Genomic DNA, 16,691 nt, shown 5'->3' with positions numbered 1-16,691 from the left:
CGCACGGAGCCTGACCCGCACGGAGCCTGGCTCGCGCGGAGCCTGGCTCACAGGACGGTGATGCCGCGGGCCAGCAGGATGGCGTTCGCCTGGGTCTGGTTGATGATCGCGCCGGCGAAGGCGCGCAGCTTGGCGTCGTCGGGCTGCCCGAGGTCGGCGCCGCGCAGGTCGGCCTTGGCGAACGTGGTGTTGAGCAGCCGCGTGCCGATGAGCCGGCAGTCGCTGAAGGTGGCCTCGGTGAAGTCGCAGCCCGACAGGTCGGCGTCGTCGAAGCGCACGCCCTCGATGAACTCGCCGCGCAGCGAGCAGCCGCCGAGGTTGGCCAGCGTCAGGTTGCACCGCGCGACCTTGAAGCCGGTGCCGCGCGAGGCGGTGAGCGCGGCTCCGATCATGCGGCAGCCCTGGAAGGAGGCGTCGGTGAGCAGGGCGCCGCCGAACTGGGCCGAGGACAGGTCGACGTCGGTGAACATGGCGTCGATCAGGTCGGCGTCGTTGAACCTCGGGCGCATGCCGCCGCCGCCCGCGAAGACCGCGCCGTCGAGGTCGGCCTTGCGCAGGTCGGCGCCGTCGAGCACGCAGGACTCGAAGCGGGCGCCGGCCAGCGCGGCTCCGGACAGGTCGGCCTCGGTGAGGTCGCAGCCGCGGAAGACGTGCGGGCCGTCGTCGGGGAGGGCGGGGCGGCTGTGGGAGAGGTCTTCGCCGTCGAGGATCACGGTGTCACAGCGTACCGGTGAGCACCTCCGCCGCCGCCTGGCCGCAGACCCGCGCCGACCCGTACGTGGCGATGTGCACGGCGCCGAGGTCGGAGCGGGCGGGCAGGCCCATCTCCACGACGACGGCGTCCGGCCGGGCGCTGAGCAGGTGCCGCAGCGCCTCGCCCTGCCAGGCGTAGCGGTGGGCGTCGCGGACCACGATCACCAGCGGGCGCTGCGCCGCCTCGCCGATCAGCCGCTCCAGCCTGGCCCCGGTGGTGTCCCCGGCCGCCAGCCGGGTGACGGCGGTGCCGGGCAGCAGCCGTCCGAGCGGCTCGCCGACGCCCCACGGGGTGCCCTTGTCGATGGCCAGGTTCATCTCGGGCGTCAGCTCGACCACGTGCGCCGCCCCGGTGAGCGGCAGCACGGGGGCCGTGGACCTGCGGGTGACGCGGACGGCCCGGCGGGCCGCGGAGAGCCCGAGGTAGCCGTCCTCCGGTACGGGGCTGCCCGAGGAGGTGGTCCAGGCGGCCAGCTCGCGGACCCTGCGTGCGGCGTCGGCCAGTCGCTCCTCGGGCAGCAGTCCTTCGGTCACGGCGGCGGCGATGGCGTCGCGGACCTCGACGGCGGTGGCCTCGTCGGCCCGCTCGCCGCCCACGCAGATCGCGTCGGCCCCCGCGGCTATGGCGCGGGCGGAGGCGCCCCCGATCCCGTACGCCCCCGACACCGCGGCCATCTCTATGCCGTCCGTGATGATCATTCCCTGGAAGCCCAGCTCCTCGCGCAGCAGGCCCGTGAGGACCTTGGGGCTGAGCGTGGCGGGCAGCTCGGCGTCGTAGGAGGGCACGAGCAGGTGGCCGGTCATGATCGACCTGACCCCCTCCTTGATCGCCTCCCGGAACGGGACGAGCGCCTCCTCGATGCCGGCGTCGGCCACCACGGGCACGCCGTGGTGGGAGTCGACGGTGGTGTCCCCGTGGCCGGGGAAGTGCTTGGCGCAGGCGGCCACCCCGGCCGACTGCATGCCGCGGACGAACGCCCTGGTGTGCCGGGCGACGAGCGCGGGGTCGGCCCCGAAGGAGCGCAGGCCGATGACCGGGTTGTCGGGGTTGGAGTTGACGTCGGCGGACGGGGCGAAGTCGATCGTGATGCCCGCGGCCGCCAGTTCGCCGCCCATGTCCCTGGCCAGCGCCTCGGTGAGGCCGACGTCGTCCACGACGCCGAGCGCGTACCCGCCGGGACGGCTGCTGCCGGTGCTCACCTCCAGCCGGGTGACCTCGCCGGACTCCTCGTCGGTGCCGACGAGCACCGCGGGGTTCTCCGCGCGCAGCGCGGCGGTGAGCCGGGCGACCTGCGCGGGGTCGGCGATGTTGCGGGAGAACAGCACCACGCCGGCCAGTCCCTCGCCGAGTCGGCGGCGGATCCAGTCCGGAGGCGTCTGTCCCGCGAAACCAGGGAGGAGGACGGCGTCGGCGAGGCGAAGAAGGTCACCGCTGAGGGGCATGACCCGAAATCTAATAGGAAAGTTTCCTATTTGCTAGAGGCATTTTCTGATGTCAGCCCGGTTCCTTCCGTGTCTTATTCAACCATTGCCGCAAATGCTCACTTCAGTTGCGCGGCGCAGCCTTTCAGCCGAGGCGTTCGATGACGGTGACGTTCGCCTGTCCCCCGCCTTCGCACATCGTCTGCAGGCCGTACCGGCCGCCGGTGCGTTCGAGTTCGTGCAGCAGCTTCACGGTCAGGACCGCGCCGGTCGCGCCGAGCGGATGGCCGAGCGCGATGGCGCCGCCGTTGGGGTTCACCCGGGCCGGGTCGGCGCCGGTCTCCTTGATCCAGGCCAGCACGACGGAGGCGAACGCCTCGTTGATCTCGATCGCGTCGAAGTCGTCGATGGCCAGGCCGGTCCGGCCCAGGGCGTGGGCCGTGGCGGGGATGGGCGCGGAGAGCATCATGATCGGGTCCGCGCCGCGCGCCGAGAGGTGGTGCACGCGGGCGCGCGGGGTCAGCCCGTGGTCGCGTACGGCCCGGGGCGAGGCGACCAGCAGCGCCGCCGCGCCGTCGGAGATCTGGGACGCCAGCGCCGCCGTGAGCCGCCCCCCTTCGGTCAGCGGCCGGAGCGCGGCCATCTTCTCCGGCGTGGTGTCCCGGCGGGGGGCCTCGTCGTCGGCGACGTCCTCATAAGGGACGATCTCGCGCCGGAAGCGCCCCTCGTCCACGGCCCGCAGCGCGCGGCGGTGGGACTCGTAGGCGTAGAGCTCCATGTCCTCGCGCGACAGGTCCCAGGCCACCGCCATCTGCTCGGCCCCGGCGAACTGGGAGACCTCCGCCGTGCCGTAGCGGGCGGACCAGCCCTTGGACCCGGCGTACGGGGTCTCGTGCCCGAGCGGCCGGCCCGCCAGCATGGCCGAGGAGATCGGGATCATGCTCATGTTCTGCACGCCGCCCGCCACCACCAGGTCACTGGTGCCCGACAGCACGGCCTGGGTGGCGAAGTGCAGGGCCTGCTGCGAGGAGCCGCACTGGCGGTCGACGGTGACGCCCGGGACCTCCTCGGGCAGCCCGGCGGCCAGCCAGCAGGTACGCGCGACGTCCCCGGCCTGCGGCCCGATCGTGTCCACGCAGCCGAAGATCACGTCCTCGACGGCGGCGGGGTCGGCGTCCGCGCGGTCCATCAGCTCGCGGAGCACGTGCGCGCCGAGGTCGGCGGGGTGGGCCGCGGCCAGCCCGCCGTTCCTGCGCCCGACGGGGGTACGGACGGCGGCGACGATGTAAGCCTCGTTCATCCCTGCATCCTAACAAGCGCTTGGTAAGCAAGATAATGCCCTACGAGCTGGGCCTGACGTGTGAACAAGCGATTGTCTGAGGGCTCATAATGGGAAACGTGACCACGCGAAAGAACTCCGGCACCACCACGTCACCGGCGAAGCGCCAGCGCGCCTCCTCCACTGGGGCGGCCTCAGAGCGGCGCGACCACCTCGTCAAACTCGCCGCGGAGCTCTTCGCGCGCAAGGGCTTCCAGGCCACGACCGTACGCGAGATCGCCGACGAGGCGGGCATCCTGTCCGGCAGCCTCTACCACCACTTCGACTCCAAGGAGACGATCGTCGACGAGGTGCTGTCCACCTTCCTCGACGACCTCATCGCCCGCTACCGCGCCGCCGTCGACACCAGCTCCGACGCCCGCACGGTCCTGTCGGAGATGGTCCGCATCGGCTTCGGCACGCTGGAGCCCCACCGCGCCGCGATCACCGTCATGCAGAACGACTGGAACTACCTGCGCCAGTTCGAGCGCTTCAACTACCTGGTCAAGGCCGAGGACGAGGTCGAGCAGATCTGGGTGACCCAGATCAAGGCCGGTCAGGCGGCCGGGCTGTTCAGGGCCGACGTCGACCCCAAGCTGACCTACCGGATGATCCGCGACACCATCTGGGTGGCCGTGCGCTGGTTCCGTCCCGGCGGCAGGCTCAACACCACCGCGCTGGCCGAGCACTACATCACGGTGCTGTTCGACGGGCTCGCCACCGGCGAGCGCACGACCCAGCGTCAGGGATGAGCCTCGGCAAGGCGGTGCGGCTGGCCCTTGAGGAGGTCGCCGAGCCGGACAAGGCCGAGCCGATGCGCGCGTACATGAAGTCGGAGATGCCCTTCCTCGGCGTGCAGGCCACGCCGAGGCGGGCGGCGCTGCGGCGGGTGTTCGCCCGCCACCGCATCGACTCCGCGCCCGAGTGGCGGCGCGCGGTGCTCTCGCTGTGGCGGGAGGCCGAATACCGCGAGGAGCGTTACGCCGCCGTCGAGCTGACCGGCCACCGCTACTACCGCGACTTCCAGACCCTCTACACCGTGCCGATGTACGAGGAGATGATCGTCACCGGCGCCTGGTGGGACCTGGTCGACGAGCTGGCCACCCATCGCGTCGGCGACCTGCTGGCGGCCTTTCCCGACACCATGCGCCCGCTCATGCTGGAGTGGGCGGCCGACGCCGACCTGTGGAAGCGCCGCACGGCGATCCTGTGCCAGAACCGCTTCAAGTCCCGCACCGACACGGCCCTTTTATACGCCTGCATCGAGCCCAGCCTGTCCGACACCGACTTCTTCGCCCGCAAGGCCATCGGCTGGTCCTTACGCGAGTACGCCAAGACCAACCCCGACGAAGTCATCCGGTATGTCCGCGCCAAGGGCATCTCCGGCCTGAGCCGCCGCGAGGCCCTGAAGAACCTGCCCGTGAGTTAGCCGTCCTCATCTGGTCCAGAGCGCGTCCTGCACCGCCTGCACCAGCGCCATCAGCTCCGGCGTCACCCGCTCCCGTGCCCAGGCCAGCGCGTAGGTGATGCGCAGCTCCCCCGCCTCCAGCGGCACGAACCGCACGTCGTCCCGTCTGACGGACCTGACCAGGAGCTGCGGGATCGGCAGCACCCCCGCCCCGGCGGCCACCAGGTCGAGCGCGGCGGCGAAGTCGTCGTCGGCCACCATCCGCGCACGCCCCGGCAGCCCCGCCCACGGCCGGCTCCCCGGCGTCAGCAGCACCTGACCGCCCAGGTCGTCCGGCGTGACCCTGCCGTGCCCGGCCAGCCGGTGCCCGAGCGGGACGGCCAGATGGTCCACGGACACGTGGAAGCGGGCCGCCGTGACGAACTGCGCGGGCGCCGGCGTGGCCAGGATCGCGGCCGAGACCTCCCCGCCGCCCAGCGCCCGGGCCGCGGCGCCCCGTCCGGCCACGACGAGTTCCACGCCGATCGCCGGGGCGCGGCCGGCCAGCCGTCTGGCGATGCGCGCGGCGAGCGTGCCCACCAGCGGTGGATAAGCCAGGTGAATGGTCGGCCGGGCCAGTCTGGCGGCTTCAGCGGCGAACGCCTGGGCCGAGTCGAGCACCTGCCGGGCGTACGGCAGCAGCCCCTTCCCCTCGGCGGTCAACCGCACCTCGCGGGCGTTGCGCTCGAAGAGCCTGACCCCGGCGGCGCGTTCGAGCCGGGTGATGGCCTGGCTCACGGCGGGCTGCGACATGCCCAGGTCGGCGGCGGCGGCCGAGAAGCCGAGCCGCTCGGCGACCAGGAGGAAGCAGTGGATCTCCTTGAGCATAAGCAGCACTTATCGATGATGCACCACCTCGGTCCCGCCGGACACGATTCCCGCATCTGACCGACGTGATCGAGGAGCTGAGATGTCGCCATTCCCCACGTCCACGGTGCTCGGGTATCCGAGGATCGGGCCGCGACGGGAGCTGAAGCGGGCCCTGGAGTCCTACTGGGACGGGCGGTCCGGCCGCGCGGAGCTGGAGCGGACGGGCGCGGAGATCAGGGAGCGGACCTGGCGGCGGCTGGCCGAGCTGGGCCTGGACGGACTGCCGTCCAACACCTTCTCCCTGTACGACCACGTGCTGGACACGGCGGTGCTGCTGGGCGCGGTGCCCGAGCGTTACCGCGCGGCCGAGGACCCCTACTTCGCGATGGCCAGGGGCACCGAGAGGCTGACGCCGCTGCGGATGACGAAGTGGTTCGACACCAACTACCACTACATCGTGCCGGAGATCGGCCCGGAGACCGTCTTCAAGCTGGACGCCGCCAAGCCGCTCGCCGAGGTGCGCGAGGCCCGCGCGCTCGGCTACGAGACGCGGCCCGTCGTGGTCGGGCCGGTGACGTTCCTGCTGCTGGCCGGGGCGCCCGAGCGGCTGGAGGACGTGCTCGGCTGCTACGAGGAGCTGCTCGCGGCGCTGGCCGCCGAGGGCGTCGAGTGGGTGCAGCTCGACGAGCCGGCGCTGGTCGGCGACCGCACGCCCGAGGAGCTGGCGGCCGTGCGGCTGGCCTACGACCGGCTGGGGTCGGCGGCCGTCCGGCCGGGGCTGTTCGTGGCCTCCTACTTCGGCGACCTCGGGCCCGCGCTGCCGGTGCTGGCCGGCACGCCTGTCGAGGCGATCGGCGTGGACCTGGTGCGCGGCGGCGCCGTGCCCGACCTGCCGGGCAAGACCGTGGTCGCGGGTGTGGTGTCGGGCCGCGACGTGTGGCGCACCTCGCGGGAACGCGCCCTGGCCGCCCTCGGCGGCGTGCGCGCGGACCGGGTGACGGTGAGCACGTCCTGCTCGCTGCTGCACGTGCCCTACGACGTGGACGCCGAGCCCGACCTCGATCCGGCGCTGCGGGAACGGCTGGCGTTCGCCGAGCAGAAGGTGGCCGAGGTGGTGGCGCTGGCCCGCGCCGTCGCCGAGGGGCCGGATTTCCGGGGGCCGGTCCCGGCCGCGCCCTCGGTGCCGCTGACCGCGCCGGCCGCGCCGCAGGAGCGGGCGCCGTACCCGGTGCGGGCCGCCGCCCAGGCCGCCCACCTGGGCCTGCCCGTGCTGCCGATCACCACCATCGGCTCGTTCCCGCAGACCGGCGAGCTGCGCGCGGCGCGGGCGGCCGTGGTGGCCGGGACGCTGCCGGAGGAGGACTACGAGCGGCGCGTCGAGGCCGAGATCGAGCACGTCGTCAGGCTGCAGGAACGCCTCCGCCTGGACGTGCTCGTGCACGGCGAGCCCGAGCGCAACGACATGGTGCAGTACTTCGCCGAGCACCTGGACGGGTTCGCGGTCACCAGGAACGGCTGGGTCCAGTCGTACGGGTCGCGCTGCACCCGGCCGCCGATCCTGCACGGCGACGTCGGGCGTCCCGGGCCCGTCACCGTGCGCTGGGCCTCCTACGCGCAGTCGCTCACCGCCAAGCCGGTCAAGGGCATGCTCACCGGGCCGGTGACGATCGTGGCCTGGTCGTTCGTCCGCGACGACCTGCCGCTGCGGGACGTGGTGTTCCAGGTGGCCGACGCGGTGCGCGAGGAGGTGCGCGACCTGGAGGCGGCCGGGGTGTCGATCATCCAGGTGGACGAGCCCGCCCTGCGCGAGCTGCTGCCGCTGCGGCGGGCCGCGCAGGCCGACTACCTGGAGTGGGCGGTGGCGGCGTACCGGCGGGCCACCTCGGGCGCGGCCGACCGCACCCAGATCCACACCCACCTGTGCTATTCGGACGCCGACCAGATCCTGGCCGCCATCGACGGCCTGGACGCCGACGTCACCACGATCGAGTCGGCCCGCTCGGGGGCGCGCATCCTGGGCGCGGTGCGCGCGTTCGGCCGTGGCCTCGGCCCCGGCGTGTACGACATCCACTCCCCGCGCGTGCCCGGCGCGGACGAGGTCGAGGACCTGCTGCGCAGGACGCTGGCGGCGCTGCCGGCCGAGCGGGTCTGGGTCAACCCCGACTGCGGGCTGAAGACGCGCACGTACGAGCAGGTGGAAGCCTCGCTGGCGCACGTCGTCGAGGCCACCGGGCGGCTGCGGGCCGAGCTTCAGCCGTAGCGCTCGGTGAACTCCTCGACCGTCATCCCGAACAGGATCCCGTCGTCGTAACGCCCGGCGGCGAAGCGGCTCCTGCGCCGGCGGCCCTCCTCGACGAAGCCGAGCCGCCGGTGCAGGGCCTGCGACGGTTCGTTGGAGCTGTAGACCCACGCCTCGGCCTTCTGGAAGCGGCGCTCGGCGAACATGTAGCGCAGCAGCAGGACGATCGCCTCGCTGGCGTAGCCCTTGCGATGGTGGGGCGTGCCGATGGAGATGCCGTAGCAGAACGTGCCGTGCACGCGCTCGACCTCGTGCGTGTTGAGCATGCCGACCGGGCGGCCGTCGGCCGCGTCGGCGATCACCAGGCGGAGCTCGTCCATGTCGGGCTCCTGCTCGGCCAGCTCCCTGGCCCACTTCTGGGCCTGGGCGGCCGAGCGGGGCGGAGGCAGCCGCCAGCCGTTCCTGGCCGCGTCGGTGTCCTCCTCGAAGGCGAAGAGCGCCGCCCAGTCCTCCGGTTCGATGGCCCTCAGGCGCACGCGCTCGCCGACCCACGCAGACGTCATGATGGGGAGCAAACCAGAGCACGCCCCCCGCGCGCGAACTCTTTTCCGGCCCTCACCCGCGCCCGTACGTGTCCTCACCCGCGCCCGTACGTGTCCTCGGCCCGCCAGAAGTACCAGAGCCCGAGGGTCAGTCCGGCGACCGCCCAGAACGCGCAGCTCAGCCAGACGAGCGGGCGAGGGCTGGAGGCGTGGATCAGGATGTCGCGCATGAACTCGATGGTGGAGGCGGCGGGGTTGAGATACATGACGTCGGCCACCCACTGCGGCAGCCCGACCCCGCCGACCGGCTCGCCGGTGACCGGGTCCGGATATCCCACGATCTTGTACTGGATCGAGAAGAAGACCCCGGAGGCGTACAGCCAGGTCCGCAGGACGAACGGCAGGAGCTGGTTCACGTCGCGCAGCGAGGCCCCCAGCCGCGCCAGGACCAGGCTCAGCCCGATGTTGAACATCGTCTGCAGGAGCAGGGCGACCGGGACCAGCAGCCAGAACCAGGTGGGGAACTCCCCCATGACGACCACGAGGACGAGCAGCACGCCCATGGAGACGGCCGCCTGCCGCAGTTCCTGAAGTGTGTAGGCCAGGGGCAGCGCGGCGCGGGGGAAGTGCAGGGCGCGGATGAGCGAGAGGTTCCCCGAGACGGACTTGGCCCCCGCCGAGGCCGACCGCTGGCTGTAGGTGAAGACGAACATCCCCGTGACGAGGAAGGCCGCATAGTTCTCGATGTGCTCGTGTCCGCCCAGGACGAGGCCGAACATGACCCAGTAGATGCCGGCGTTCAGCAGCGGCGTCACCACTTGCCACAGTTGACCGAGCGCGGAGGCGGAGTACTTCGAGGCGGTGCGCGAGGTCGCGTACACCAGGATGAAGTGCCGGCGTTCCCATAATCGGCGCAGGTAGACGTGCATGTCCGGGCGGGCCATGGATCGCCGCAGCCCGTGCCGGGTCGCGAGGGCGGCGAGTGATTCCTGTTCGGGCGCGGGTGGCATGGGAGTCTCCTCACGGCCTGCTGCGTCGCGGAATGCCCAGGAGTCCAGGTTCCGGGGCGGCGAGACGGGCGTCCTGGCGCGCCTTCGAGGGGCGTCGGGTCAGATGGCTCGTCCGTCGAGGAAGTCGACGACGCGGGCGTTGAGGTCGGCGGGCTCGTGCCACGGCATCGCGTGATGGGACAGGCGCGGCAGCACCGCGGTCCGCACGCCCGGCAGCAGGCGGGCGGCGGCCGACGCGACGCGGTGCGGGGAGTGCGCCTTGCCGCGGCCGGCGACGAGCACGAGGGTGGGCGTGGTGAGCGCGCGCAGCGATCCGGGCTCGGGCCGTTTCCCGGTGACGACCTTCGTGTCCGGGAACTCCGCGGCCAGGCCGTAGAGCCGCAGCCAGGCGGGGTCGGCGGGCGCGCCGCCGGTCTCCCACTCCAGGAAGGCCCGCGCGCGCGAGGCCGTCGGCCGCAGCAGGGTGGGCAGCGCGCGGGCCAGGTATCCGGCCCGGAACCCGCCGAAGCACTGCGTCGGGTCGAGCAGGACGAGCCGCTCGACCCGACGGGGGGCGTGGAGTGCGTACGTCAGGGCGATCCACCCGCCGTAGGAGTGTCCGCACACCGCCGCGCTGTCGATCCCGAGGCCGTCGAGCACGCCGTCCAGCCAGCCAAGCAGGTCGCCGGCGCCGCGCGGGGGGCGTTCGCCGCGGATGCTCCGTCCCGGCTCGCCGATGCGGTCGACGGCGTACACGCGATGACGGCGGGCGAACGCGGCGACGTTGGCGCACCACATCGCCGCCGTGGTGCCGCCGCCGTGCAGCAGGACCAGCGGCGGGCCGTCGGCGGGGCCGCACGCGTTCACCCGGGTCGTGCCGTACGCGGAGACCAGGTCGATGCCCTCGACCGGAACCGGCCAGCGTTCGAGGACCGCGTCGTAGGCGGAGAGGAAGTCGGACATGCCGCACCTAACTGAATAGCTTGCTCAGCAATAATCTCGCTGAGCGAGATAATGCCATACTGGTGGCATGACGACGCCGCCGCCGGAGCATGCCGGGAACGTGCACGACCAGGACGCCGGGATGCGGCTGGTCCATCTGCTGCGCGCCGTCACCGTGGAACTCGACCGCACGGGCGAGCGGTTCGCCGCCGCGCACGCCCTGCACCCGACCGACGTACGCGCGCTCATCTGCCTCCTCGACGCCGCCCGCACCGGCACCCCCGCCACCCCCGGAACGCTGGGCACACACCTCGGCCTCAACTCCGCGGGCACCACGGCGGTGGTGGACCGTCTGGAACGGCTCGGTCACGTCCGCCGGGAACGCGACACCCGGGACCGGCGGCGGGTGCTGCTCAAGGTCGACGAGAGCGCCGTCACGCTCGGCTGGAGCTTCTTCGGCCCGCTCATCCAGGAGATCGTCGCCCTCATGGGCCGGTACGACCCCGCGGAACGGGCCACCATCGAACGCTTCCTCAGCGACGTCCACAAGGCCGTCACCCGGGGTTAGGCCGGCGGCGCAGGCGAGGCTCGCTGTTGCCGCCTGCCCGGTCGGCCTCACCTCCAGCGAGCCCGAGCTCGACGGGACGACCTTCCCCTGCCAGGACAAGGGTGTCCCAGGCTCAGGACGCTCATGTCTCGTAGACTGGATGGCATGAGCGTGATGCGCGATGAACTTCATCACCTGGTACCGGCTGCCCGAAGAGAAGGTCGCGCCTCTGCTCCGTCTGGTCCGGGATCAGCTCGACGAGCAGCAGGCGGTGCGGGACTTGCCGTTCATCGGAATGCTCGATGCGGAGCCGGATTTCGCGCAACGCGCCGAGGAGATCCTGCGGGCGGAGGACAATCACCCTTCTGATATGCGAACTTGCCTCTGAGCGCGGTCGACGCCTCCGTCATAGCGATCGCCCAACGGCTCAACACTCCAGAGGTGGCCACGCTCGATCGCCGGCACTTCACCGTCGTGCGCCCGCACCACACCCATTCGCTGCTCCTCCTGCCAGAAAGACTCTGAGAACCGCCACCACGTCGCCGCTGAAGAACGACGTGCTTCGGAGTCGGCGGGACATGCACGGCCTGCCGGGCCGGCTTCCGTCCGCTCAGTTGCTCGTCGCGGGTGAGCGCGACTCGTGGAGCCTGCTCTCGGTCTGGAGGTTCCCGACCAGTTCCGCCAGGGTCGCCCCGCAGCGGACGTTGGAGAGCCCGCTGTCAGCGGACACGAGGGGGACGCGGAGCGCGACCCAGCCGCCGGTCACGTCGATGATCCGCCACCCGGGAAACCTGCCGAGAACTTCCTGGACCGTCAGGCTCATGCCCGTGCTCCCACGGTGAGCGCGGACCTCTCCTGCGACCTGCGCAGTGCCGCGTAGCGGAAGGCGATCCGGCGCGCGGCCCGTGCTGACTCGATGGCCGGATGGCGAGCGTACAACACCCGCGCACGCCAGCCGTCCCAGTCCGCTCGCCACCAGTACCACTCACCGTCGCACCAGATCACCAGTCCGTCCCACACCCACAGCAAGGCGAGGCCGTATCCGATGTGGATGTCCGTCTGGATGCCGTGCTCGTCTCGCAGAACCGTGCACAGGAGATCTGCGGATGGCCCGGCTGGGAGTTCCTTGCCGTTCTCGGGTACGGCGATAACCTTGTCCTGCATCGTTGACGCCCCAAAGCTCTCGATGCCCAGACCCCTGCTTACGGGTGGTGTTGCAGCACCATTTGTCCCGTAGGTGGGGGTCTACTACAGCCCCGCTTTAGGGGGGCTAAAGTCGAGGGTAGAGCCGAGGTGAGACCCCTGCAACAGGGGGTCTGAAGTGCGCCGAATGTCGGTCGCTGAGGAGGCGGCACACGGATGGACTTGAAGACGCTGAGGGAAGTCGCCCAGGTCAGTGATCCAGTGGAACGAGCTCGCGTCCTCAGTCGGCTCATGACCGAGGAACAGGGGCTGGTGACCGAGGCCGCCAAGATGCGGCGGCAGGCCATCGCCGAGGCGCGGGAGTCCGGCATGAACCTGGAGGAGATCGCCGGGCGGCTGGGCGTCTCACCGGGACGTATCTCACAGATGCGAAAGGGACCGGCGGCCCGCGCGCCAGAAGGACCCGCCTCGCCCGCCCCTCGGGTGCTGGTGCAGCGTGCGTTGCCGACCGAACCGGCGGTCCGGGGCTCGAAATCGCTCTTCCTGGCCGAGGCGGAACGGCAGGGGCTCAAGGCGGATCGCCGCATGTTGTACGTCGGGCTGGAGCCCGCCAGTGAGCATGTGGCGGCGTGCCTGCGTGTCGAACCTGAGGCCGAGATCGTGGCGCGGCGCAAGATGATGAGCGCGAACGACGTACCGGTGCGGGTCGCGACGAGCTACTTCCGGGCGGACCTGTTCGGCGACACCCGGATCGCCGAGCCGGAGTTCGTGACACCGTCGTTGCAGTCGGCGTTGACCGCCCTGGGCTACGCGTTCGGCCACGCCGAGGAGAACCTGACCGCCCGGCTCCCGACCGCCTTCGAGCGTGAGACGTTGGAGCTTGATCCAGGCGAGTGGGTGGTCCAGGTGCTGCGCGCGAGCTATTCGACCGAGGGCACGCCGATCCATGTTCTTGAGACGATCTGCGCCGCCAGTCGGCACATCTTCCCCATCGGCCAGGTCTCGGGATACGACGAATTCTGAGACGCGACCAGCGGGATCGGCACCACCGCCCGTAGATCCGACACCTGGTTTCAAGAACCACCGCCCTTGGACGCGGCCCTGGACAGGATCCCCGCCGACCAGTCCAACAACCAGGCGCCGGCGGCACCATGGCGCCGCCAGGCGCGCGGGTTGCGCCGCTAGGCGCCCCAATAAAGAGCGCCTGAGTCCCCAGGCGCGAAGCGCCCCCCGGCGAAGCCCGTTGTGCTCTGGGGCGAAGCCCCCTTAGGTGAAGCTGTTCATTTGAGAGCTCCGGAGGTCAGGCCGGACTGGATCTGGCGCTGGAACACCGTGTAGACCACCAGCATGGGCAGGATCGCCAGCGTCAGCGCGGCGAACAGCGCCGACCAGTCCTGGTCGTACCCCGCGGACGTGGAGATGTCAGCGATCCCCTGCGTGAGCACCCATTTGTCCCGGTCCTGGAGCAACACCAGCGGGAGCTGGTACTGGTTCCACTGCCCGAGCACGTTGAAGATCGTGATGCTGATGATGCCCGGCCTGGCCATCGGCAACATGATCTGGAAGAACACGCGGGTGTGCGAGGCGCCGTCCACCATGGCCGCCTCCCCCACCGCCGTGGGCAGCGTACGGAAGAACGCGGTGAGGAAGAACACCGTGAACGGCATCGAGTACGCGATGTAGACCAGCACCAGCCCCGCATGCGTGTTCAACCCGATGTACGGCCCCACCAGCGGCACCGCCCCCATGTTCTGCACGACGAAGAACAGCGGCGTCAGCTTCAGGTACACCGGGAAGGCCAGCCCGGACACGAACAGGAAGTAGATCGGCCGGTTGGCGCGGAAGGGGTACCGGGCCAGCACGTACGCGGCCATCGAGCCGAGCAGCATCGTCCCGGCCACGCTGAAGGTGACGACGATGACGCTGTTGAGCATGTACTGCCCGATGTGCGCCTGTTCCCAGGCGCGGGCGAAGTTGTCCCAGTTGAGCTTGGCCGGCAGCCCCCACGCCTCGCCGAAGATCTCGTCCTCGCTCTTCACCGAGGCCAGGAAGGTCCACAGGATCGGCACCACGACGAGCACCGTCCACACCAGGAGCGCGACATGGGAGAGCACGGCCATCGGCCCGAGCCGCCGCCGGCGCTCCTGACGGGCCAGTTTGCGGGAGTTCGCCACCGTCCACGTGGTCGTCGTTGTCATCTAGTACTCGATTCGTTCGCGGCGTGACAGGCGCAGCGAGAGGATGGCGAAGCCGACGGTGAAGAAGAACATCATGACGCCGAGGGCCGAGGCGTAGCCGAAGCGGAAGTACTGGAAGGCGTTGCGGTAGATCTCGGCGGCCATGACGGTGGTCGACCAGTCGGGGCCGCCGTGCTGGTCGGTCATCACCCACACGATCGCGAACGCGTCGAGCGCCAGGATCCCGAGGTAGACCCAGGCCACCTGGATGGTGTCCCACAGCAGCGGCAGCGTGATGCGGAAGAACAGGCTGAACCGGCCCGCGCCGTCGATCTGCGCCGCCTCGAACATGTCGCGCGGGATGGAGGCCAGCCCGGCCGAGAACAGCACGACGTAGAAGCCGACCGCCTGCCAGACCAGCACGCCGAGCACCGACCAGAAGGCCACGCCGGGGTCGGACAGGAAGCCGACCGGCTTGGCGCCGAGCGCGATCAGCGGCCCGTTCAGCATGCCGCTGCCGTCGGGCCGGAACACCTGCTGGAACAGCACGCCCACCACGGCCACGGCCAGGACCTGCGGGAAGAAGAACACCACCCGGTAGAACTTCGAGCCCGCGATGCCCGAGGAGCCCTTGCGCCCGCCCACGTTGAGCAGGAAGGCGAAGAACAGCGCGATGACGATCGTGAGCAGCGGCAGCAGCACGAGCAGCATGGCGTTGTGGCTGACGGCCTTCCAGAAGACGCCGTCCTTGAACAGCCGGACGAAGTTGTCCAGCCCGATGAAGTCCGGCGTGGCCGTCACGCCGCGCCAGTCGGTCATCGCGATGCGGAACGCCTGGATCAGCGGCGAGATGACGTAGGCGAGGTAGAGGATCACCGGGGCTGCCAGGAACGCGGTGATGAACAGCCCGCGGCGATACCTGTTGAACAACATCAGCGCTTGTACTTCTTGATCGAGGAGTCGTTCTTGATCTCGTCGGCCTTCTTCTGCATGCGCTCCAGGTACTTCTCCGGCGTCAGGCCGCCGGACATCAGCTCGCCGGTGGCGGCGATGCCCTCGTCCTTGAGCTGGCCGTACCAGGTGTACCAGCGGTAGTAGACGGTGTTGGCGCCCGCGTCGGCGACGGCCTTGGAGGCGCTGGTGACGCCGGGCGAGATCGTGCGACCCTCGGTCGCGCCCTTGACCGCGGTCACCGTCTTGACCATCTCGCTGAAGTCGCCGGCCGCCTTCTTCGACAACATGCCGCGCAGGTACTCGATGCCGCCCTGCGGGTTGGCGCTCCTGGCCGCGACCATGAAGTTCTCGCCGGGCTGGGTGTGCAGGGTGCCGTACGGCATCTTGTCGGAGCCGGTGACGTCGGGGATGGGGAACATGCCGTACTCGAAGTCGGGCGGGGTGGTGCTCTTCTGCTCGTTCTCCAGCCACGACCCGGACGGCAGCATGGCCACCTTGTACTTGTTCTGGGCCGTCTGGGTCTGCACGTGGTCGAGGCCGGTCGTGCCCTCCATGAGGTACTTGGCGCCCACCTCGGCCCAGGCCGCGGCGGCGGTCTTCATGGCCTCGGTGGTCCAGGCGCCGTCCTCCAGGTTGTCGATGTTGACCAGCACCTCGTTGCCGCCGATCTTGGCGGCCATGGTCAGCAGCGGCTCGTACAGGTACTGGGGGAACTTGCCGGCGTACGTGAAGGGCGCCATCTTGCCGGACTTCTTGATCGTCTCGCAGAGCTTGACGAACTCGTCCCAGGTCTTGGGGATCTCCCAGCCGTTGTCCCTGAACACCTTCTGTGAGTACCAGATGCCGTGGATGTAGTTCACGTAACCCAGCACGCTGAACTTGCCGTCGTAGGTGCCGATGTCGATGACCGACTGGTCGATGGTGTCCCTGACCTTGACGGCGGGGTCGTCCCAGCTCGGCGCGTCGAGCAGGGGGGTGAGGTCCTGGAGCTGGCCGTCCTGGGACAGGGCGCCGAAGTCCATGAAGTTGGCGCCGGAGTTGTCGATCACCTCCGGCGGGTTGCCGCCGGCGAACCGCGGCTGGAGGACCTTGGTGATCTCCTTCGTGGCGTTGTGCTTGATCTCGCTCTTCGGGTACTTCGTCGTGAACAGCGGCTCGTGGATCTTCTTGGCGTAGTCTTGGCCGAAGCCGCCGTCGAAGATCCACACCTCCAGCGGCTTGCCGTCCGCGACGCCGAACGGGTTGGCCGCGCTGGTCGCCACCGGCGCGGACGAGGCGGTGGCCGTGGGCTTGGCGGCCGGGGTGGCGCAGGCGGCCAGCGCCCCGGCGACGGGGACGAGAGCCGCGCCGCGCAGGAGTTCACGACGGCTGATATGGGGGGTGTCAGGCATTGATGGCTCCTAGCTGT

At 70.5% G+C, this 16,691-nt stretch carries 18 protein-coding genes; 6 read left to right on the top strand and 12 right to left on the bottom strand.

Features of this window, described 5'->3' with window-relative positions:
* Positions 1-47 precede the first annotated feature (47 nt).
* The 3 genes from ACFYUV_RS47745 to ACFYUV_RS47735 all read right to left on the bottom strand — a co-directional run bounded on the left by ACFYUV_RS47745 (position 48) and on the right by ACFYUV_RS47735 (position 3,475).
* Positions 48-713, bottom strand: a complete 666-nt coding sequence (locus ACFYUV_RS47745; RefSeq protein ID WP_387681967.1) for a pentapeptide repeat-containing protein — start codon at positions 711-713, stop codon at positions 48-50.
* Positions 714-717: 4 nt separating this feature from the next.
* A complete protein-coding gene (locus ACFYUV_RS47740) occupies positions 718-2,196 on the bottom strand; it encodes a glycoside hydrolase family 3 protein (RefSeq protein WP_387681964.1) in 1,479 nt (492 codons plus the stop codon).
* A 124-nt stretch (positions 2,197-2,320) separates the two neighbouring features.
* Positions 2,321-3,475, bottom strand: coding sequence for an acetyl-CoA C-acetyltransferase (locus tag ACFYUV_RS47735; RefSeq protein ID WP_387681961.1), 1,155 nt, complete (start codon positions 3,473-3,475; stop codon positions 2,321-2,323).
* Between the two features lie 98 nt (positions 3,476-3,573).
* Here ACFYUV_RS47735 and ACFYUV_RS47730 point away from each other — a divergent pair, with 98 nt between their 5' ends.
* Together ACFYUV_RS47730 and ACFYUV_RS47725 are read left to right on the top strand one after the other, a co-directional pair.
* Positions 3,574-4,245: a TetR family transcriptional regulator gene (locus ACFYUV_RS47730; protein WP_352363105.1), complete on the top strand. Its 672-nt coding sequence runs from the start codon at positions 3,574-3,576 to the stop codon at positions 4,243-4,245.
* Complete coding sequence (locus ACFYUV_RS47725) at positions 4,242-4,922, top strand: DNA alkylation repair protein (RefSeq protein WP_387681957.1); 681 nt, start codon at positions 4,242-4,244, stop codon at positions 4,920-4,922. Before ACFYUV_RS47730 ends, ACFYUV_RS47725 begins: the two co-directional genes overlap by 4 nt.
* A gap of 6 nt (positions 4,923-4,928) precedes the next feature.
* Here the strand turns inward: ACFYUV_RS47725 and ACFYUV_RS47720 are convergent, their stop codons facing one another.
* Positions 4,929-5,768: a LysR family transcriptional regulator gene (locus ACFYUV_RS47720; protein WP_387682127.1), complete on the bottom strand. Its 840-nt coding sequence runs from the start codon at positions 5,766-5,768 to the stop codon at positions 4,929-4,931.
* Positions 5,769-5,850: 82 nt separating this feature from the next.
* On the opposite strand from ACFYUV_RS47720, the gene metE reads away from it, so the two are divergent.
* Positions 5,851-8,010 carry a 5-methyltetrahydropteroyltriglutamate--homocysteine S-methyltransferase gene (metE, locus tag ACFYUV_RS47715; RefSeq protein ID WP_387681954.1) on the top strand — a complete coding sequence of 720 codons (2,160 nt, stop codon included), beginning with the start codon at positions 5,851-5,853 and terminating at the stop codon, positions 8,008-8,010.
* Here the strand turns inward: metE and ACFYUV_RS47710 are convergent.
* The 3 genes from ACFYUV_RS47710 to ACFYUV_RS47700 all read right to left on the bottom strand — a co-directional run bounded on the left by ACFYUV_RS47710 (position 8,001) and on the right by ACFYUV_RS47700 (position 10,483).
* Complete coding sequence (locus tag ACFYUV_RS47710) at positions 8,001-8,552, bottom strand: GNAT family N-acetyltransferase (protein ID WP_387681951.1); 552 nt, start codon at positions 8,550-8,552, stop codon at positions 8,001-8,003. The two genes, metE and ACFYUV_RS47710, sit on opposite strands and share 10 nt — an antisense overlap.
* Before the next feature lie 74 nt (positions 8,553-8,626).
* Positions 8,627-9,541, bottom strand: a complete 915-nt coding sequence (locus ACFYUV_RS47705) for an ABC transporter permease (protein WP_387681948.1) — start codon at positions 9,539-9,541, stop codon at positions 8,627-8,629.
* A 99-nt stretch (positions 9,542-9,640) separates the two neighbouring features.
* Positions 9,641-10,483, bottom strand: a complete 843-nt coding sequence (locus ACFYUV_RS47700) for an alpha/beta fold hydrolase (RefSeq protein WP_387681945.1) — start codon at positions 10,481-10,483, stop codon at positions 9,641-9,643.
* A 67-nt stretch (positions 10,484-10,550) separates the two neighbouring features.
* Here ACFYUV_RS47700 and ACFYUV_RS47695 point away from each other — a divergent pair, with 67 nt between their 5' ends.
* Complete coding sequence (locus ACFYUV_RS47695) at positions 10,551-11,030, top strand: MarR family winged helix-turn-helix transcriptional regulator (protein WP_387681942.1); 480 nt, start codon at positions 10,551-10,553, stop codon at positions 11,028-11,030.
* Between the two features lie 160 nt (positions 11,031-11,190).
* Positions 11,191-11,397, top strand: a complete 207-nt coding sequence (locus ACFYUV_RS47690; protein ID WP_387681940.1) for a hypothetical protein — start codon at positions 11,191-11,193, stop codon at positions 11,395-11,397.
* Positions 11,398-11,619: 222 nt separating this feature from the next.
* Here ACFYUV_RS47690 and ACFYUV_RS47685 read toward each other — a convergent pair whose 3' ends face one another.
* On the bottom strand, positions 11,620-11,832 hold the full coding sequence (locus ACFYUV_RS47685; protein WP_387681937.1) for a hypothetical protein: 213 nt from the start codon (positions 11,830-11,832) through the stop codon (positions 11,620-11,622).
* On the bottom strand, positions 11,829-12,173 hold the full coding sequence (locus ACFYUV_RS47680; protein ID WP_387681934.1) for a hypothetical protein: 345 nt from the start codon (positions 12,171-12,173) through the stop codon (positions 11,829-11,831). Before ACFYUV_RS47680 ends, ACFYUV_RS47685 begins: the two co-directional genes overlap by 4 nt.
* 270 nt (positions 12,174-12,443) lie before the next feature.
* Here ACFYUV_RS47680 and ACFYUV_RS47675 point away from each other — a divergent pair, with 270 nt between their 5' ends.
* Positions 12,444-13,175 (top strand): UTRA domain-containing protein, encoded by a 732-nt coding sequence (locus ACFYUV_RS47675; protein ID WP_387681931.1) that lies wholly within the window; start codon positions 12,444-12,446, stop codon positions 13,173-13,175.
* Positions 13,176-13,432: 257 nt separating this feature from the next.
* On the opposite strand, the gene ACFYUV_RS47670 is transcribed toward ACFYUV_RS47675, so the two are convergent.
* Genes ACFYUV_RS47670 through ngcE form a run of 3 tightly spaced genes read right to left on the bottom strand, consistent with a single transcriptional unit; the run spans position 13,433 to position 16,674 of the window.
* Entirely contained in the window at positions 13,433-14,350 is a 918-nt protein-coding gene (locus ACFYUV_RS47670; RefSeq protein WP_352363084.1) for a carbohydrate ABC transporter permease, read from the bottom strand.
* Positions 14,351-15,262 (bottom strand): sugar ABC transporter permease, encoded by a 912-nt coding sequence (locus tag ACFYUV_RS47665; protein WP_352319946.1) that lies wholly within the window; start codon positions 15,260-15,262, stop codon positions 14,351-14,353.
* A complete protein-coding gene (gene ngcE / locus ACFYUV_RS47660; RefSeq protein ID WP_387681926.1) occupies positions 15,262-16,674 on the bottom strand; it encodes an N-acetylglucosamine/diacetylchitobiose ABC transporter substrate-binding protein in 1,413 nt (470 codons plus the stop codon). The genes ACFYUV_RS47665 and ngcE overlap by 1 nt, the downstream gene beginning before the upstream one ends.
* Positions 16,675-16,691: the final 17 nt, after the last annotated feature.

It is taken from the genome of Nonomuraea sp. NPDC003560, from assembly GCF_042878785.1.
Taxonomy (GTDB): Bacteria; Actinomycetota; Actinomycetes; order Streptosporangiales; family Streptosporangiaceae; genus Nonomuraea.
This window is presented reverse-complemented; position numbering and strand designations above follow the sequence as displayed.

Excerpts from the sequence above, each read along its gene's own strand:
- ACFYUV_RS47675 (WP_387681931.1), top strand. The coding sequence starts at position 12,444 with ATGACCGAGGAACAGGGGCTGGTGACCGAGGCCGCCAAGATGCGGCGG.
- ACFYUV_RS47725 (WP_387681957.1), top strand. The coding sequence starts at position 4,242 with ATGAGCCTCGGCAAGGCGGTGCGGCTGGCCCTTGAGGAGGTCGCCGAG.
- ACFYUV_RS47700 (WP_387681945.1), bottom strand. The coding sequence starts at position 10,483 with ATGTCCGACTTCCTCTCCGCCTACGACGCGGTCCTCGAACGCTGGCCG.
- ACFYUV_RS47690 (WP_387681940.1), top strand. The coding sequence starts at position 11,191 with ATGAACTTCATCACCTGGTACCGGCTGCCCGAAGAGAAGGTCGCGCCT.
- ACFYUV_RS47720 (WP_387682127.1), bottom strand. The coding sequence starts at position 5,768 with ATGCTCAAGGAGATCCACTGCTTCCTCCTGGTCGCCGAGCGGCTCGGC.
- ACFYUV_RS47665 (WP_352319946.1), bottom strand. The coding sequence starts at position 15,262 with ATGTTGTTCAACAGGTATCGCCGCGGGCTGTTCATCACCGCGTTCCTG.
- ACFYUV_RS47680 (WP_387681934.1), bottom strand. The coding sequence starts at position 12,173 with ATGCAGGACAAGGTTATCGCCGTACCCGAGAACGGCAAGGAACTCCCA.
- metE (WP_387681954.1), top strand. The coding sequence starts at position 5,851 with ATGTCGCCATTCCCCACGTCCACGGTGCTCGGGTATCCGAGGATCGGG.
- ACFYUV_RS47685 (WP_387681937.1), bottom strand. The coding sequence starts at position 11,832 with ATGAGCCTGACGGTCCAGGAAGTTCTCGGCAGGTTTCCCGGGTGGCGG.
- ACFYUV_RS47670 (WP_352363084.1), bottom strand. The coding sequence starts at position 14,350 with ATGACAACGACGACCACGTGGACGGTGGCGAACTCCCGCAAACTGGCC.
- ACFYUV_RS47705 (WP_387681948.1), bottom strand. The coding sequence starts at position 9,541 with ATGCCACCCGCGCCCGAACAGGAATCACTCGCCGCCCTCGCGACCCGG.
- ACFYUV_RS47740 (WP_387681964.1), bottom strand. The coding sequence starts at position 2,196 with ATGCCCCTCAGCGGTGACCTTCTTCGCCTCGCCGACGCCGTCCTCCTC.
- ACFYUV_RS47710 (WP_387681951.1), bottom strand. The coding sequence starts at position 8,552 with ATGACGTCTGCGTGGGTCGGCGAGCGCGTGCGCCTGAGGGCCATCGAA.
- ACFYUV_RS47695 (WP_387681942.1), top strand. The coding sequence starts at position 10,551 with ATGACGACGCCGCCGCCGGAGCATGCCGGGAACGTGCACGACCAGGAC.
- ngcE (WP_387681926.1), bottom strand. The coding sequence starts at position 16,674 with ATGCCTGACACCCCCCATATCAGCCGTCGTGAACTCCTGCGCGGCGCG.
- ACFYUV_RS47735 (WP_387681961.1), bottom strand. The coding sequence starts at position 3,475 with ATGAACGAGGCTTACATCGTCGCCGCCGTCCGTACCCCCGTCGGGCGC.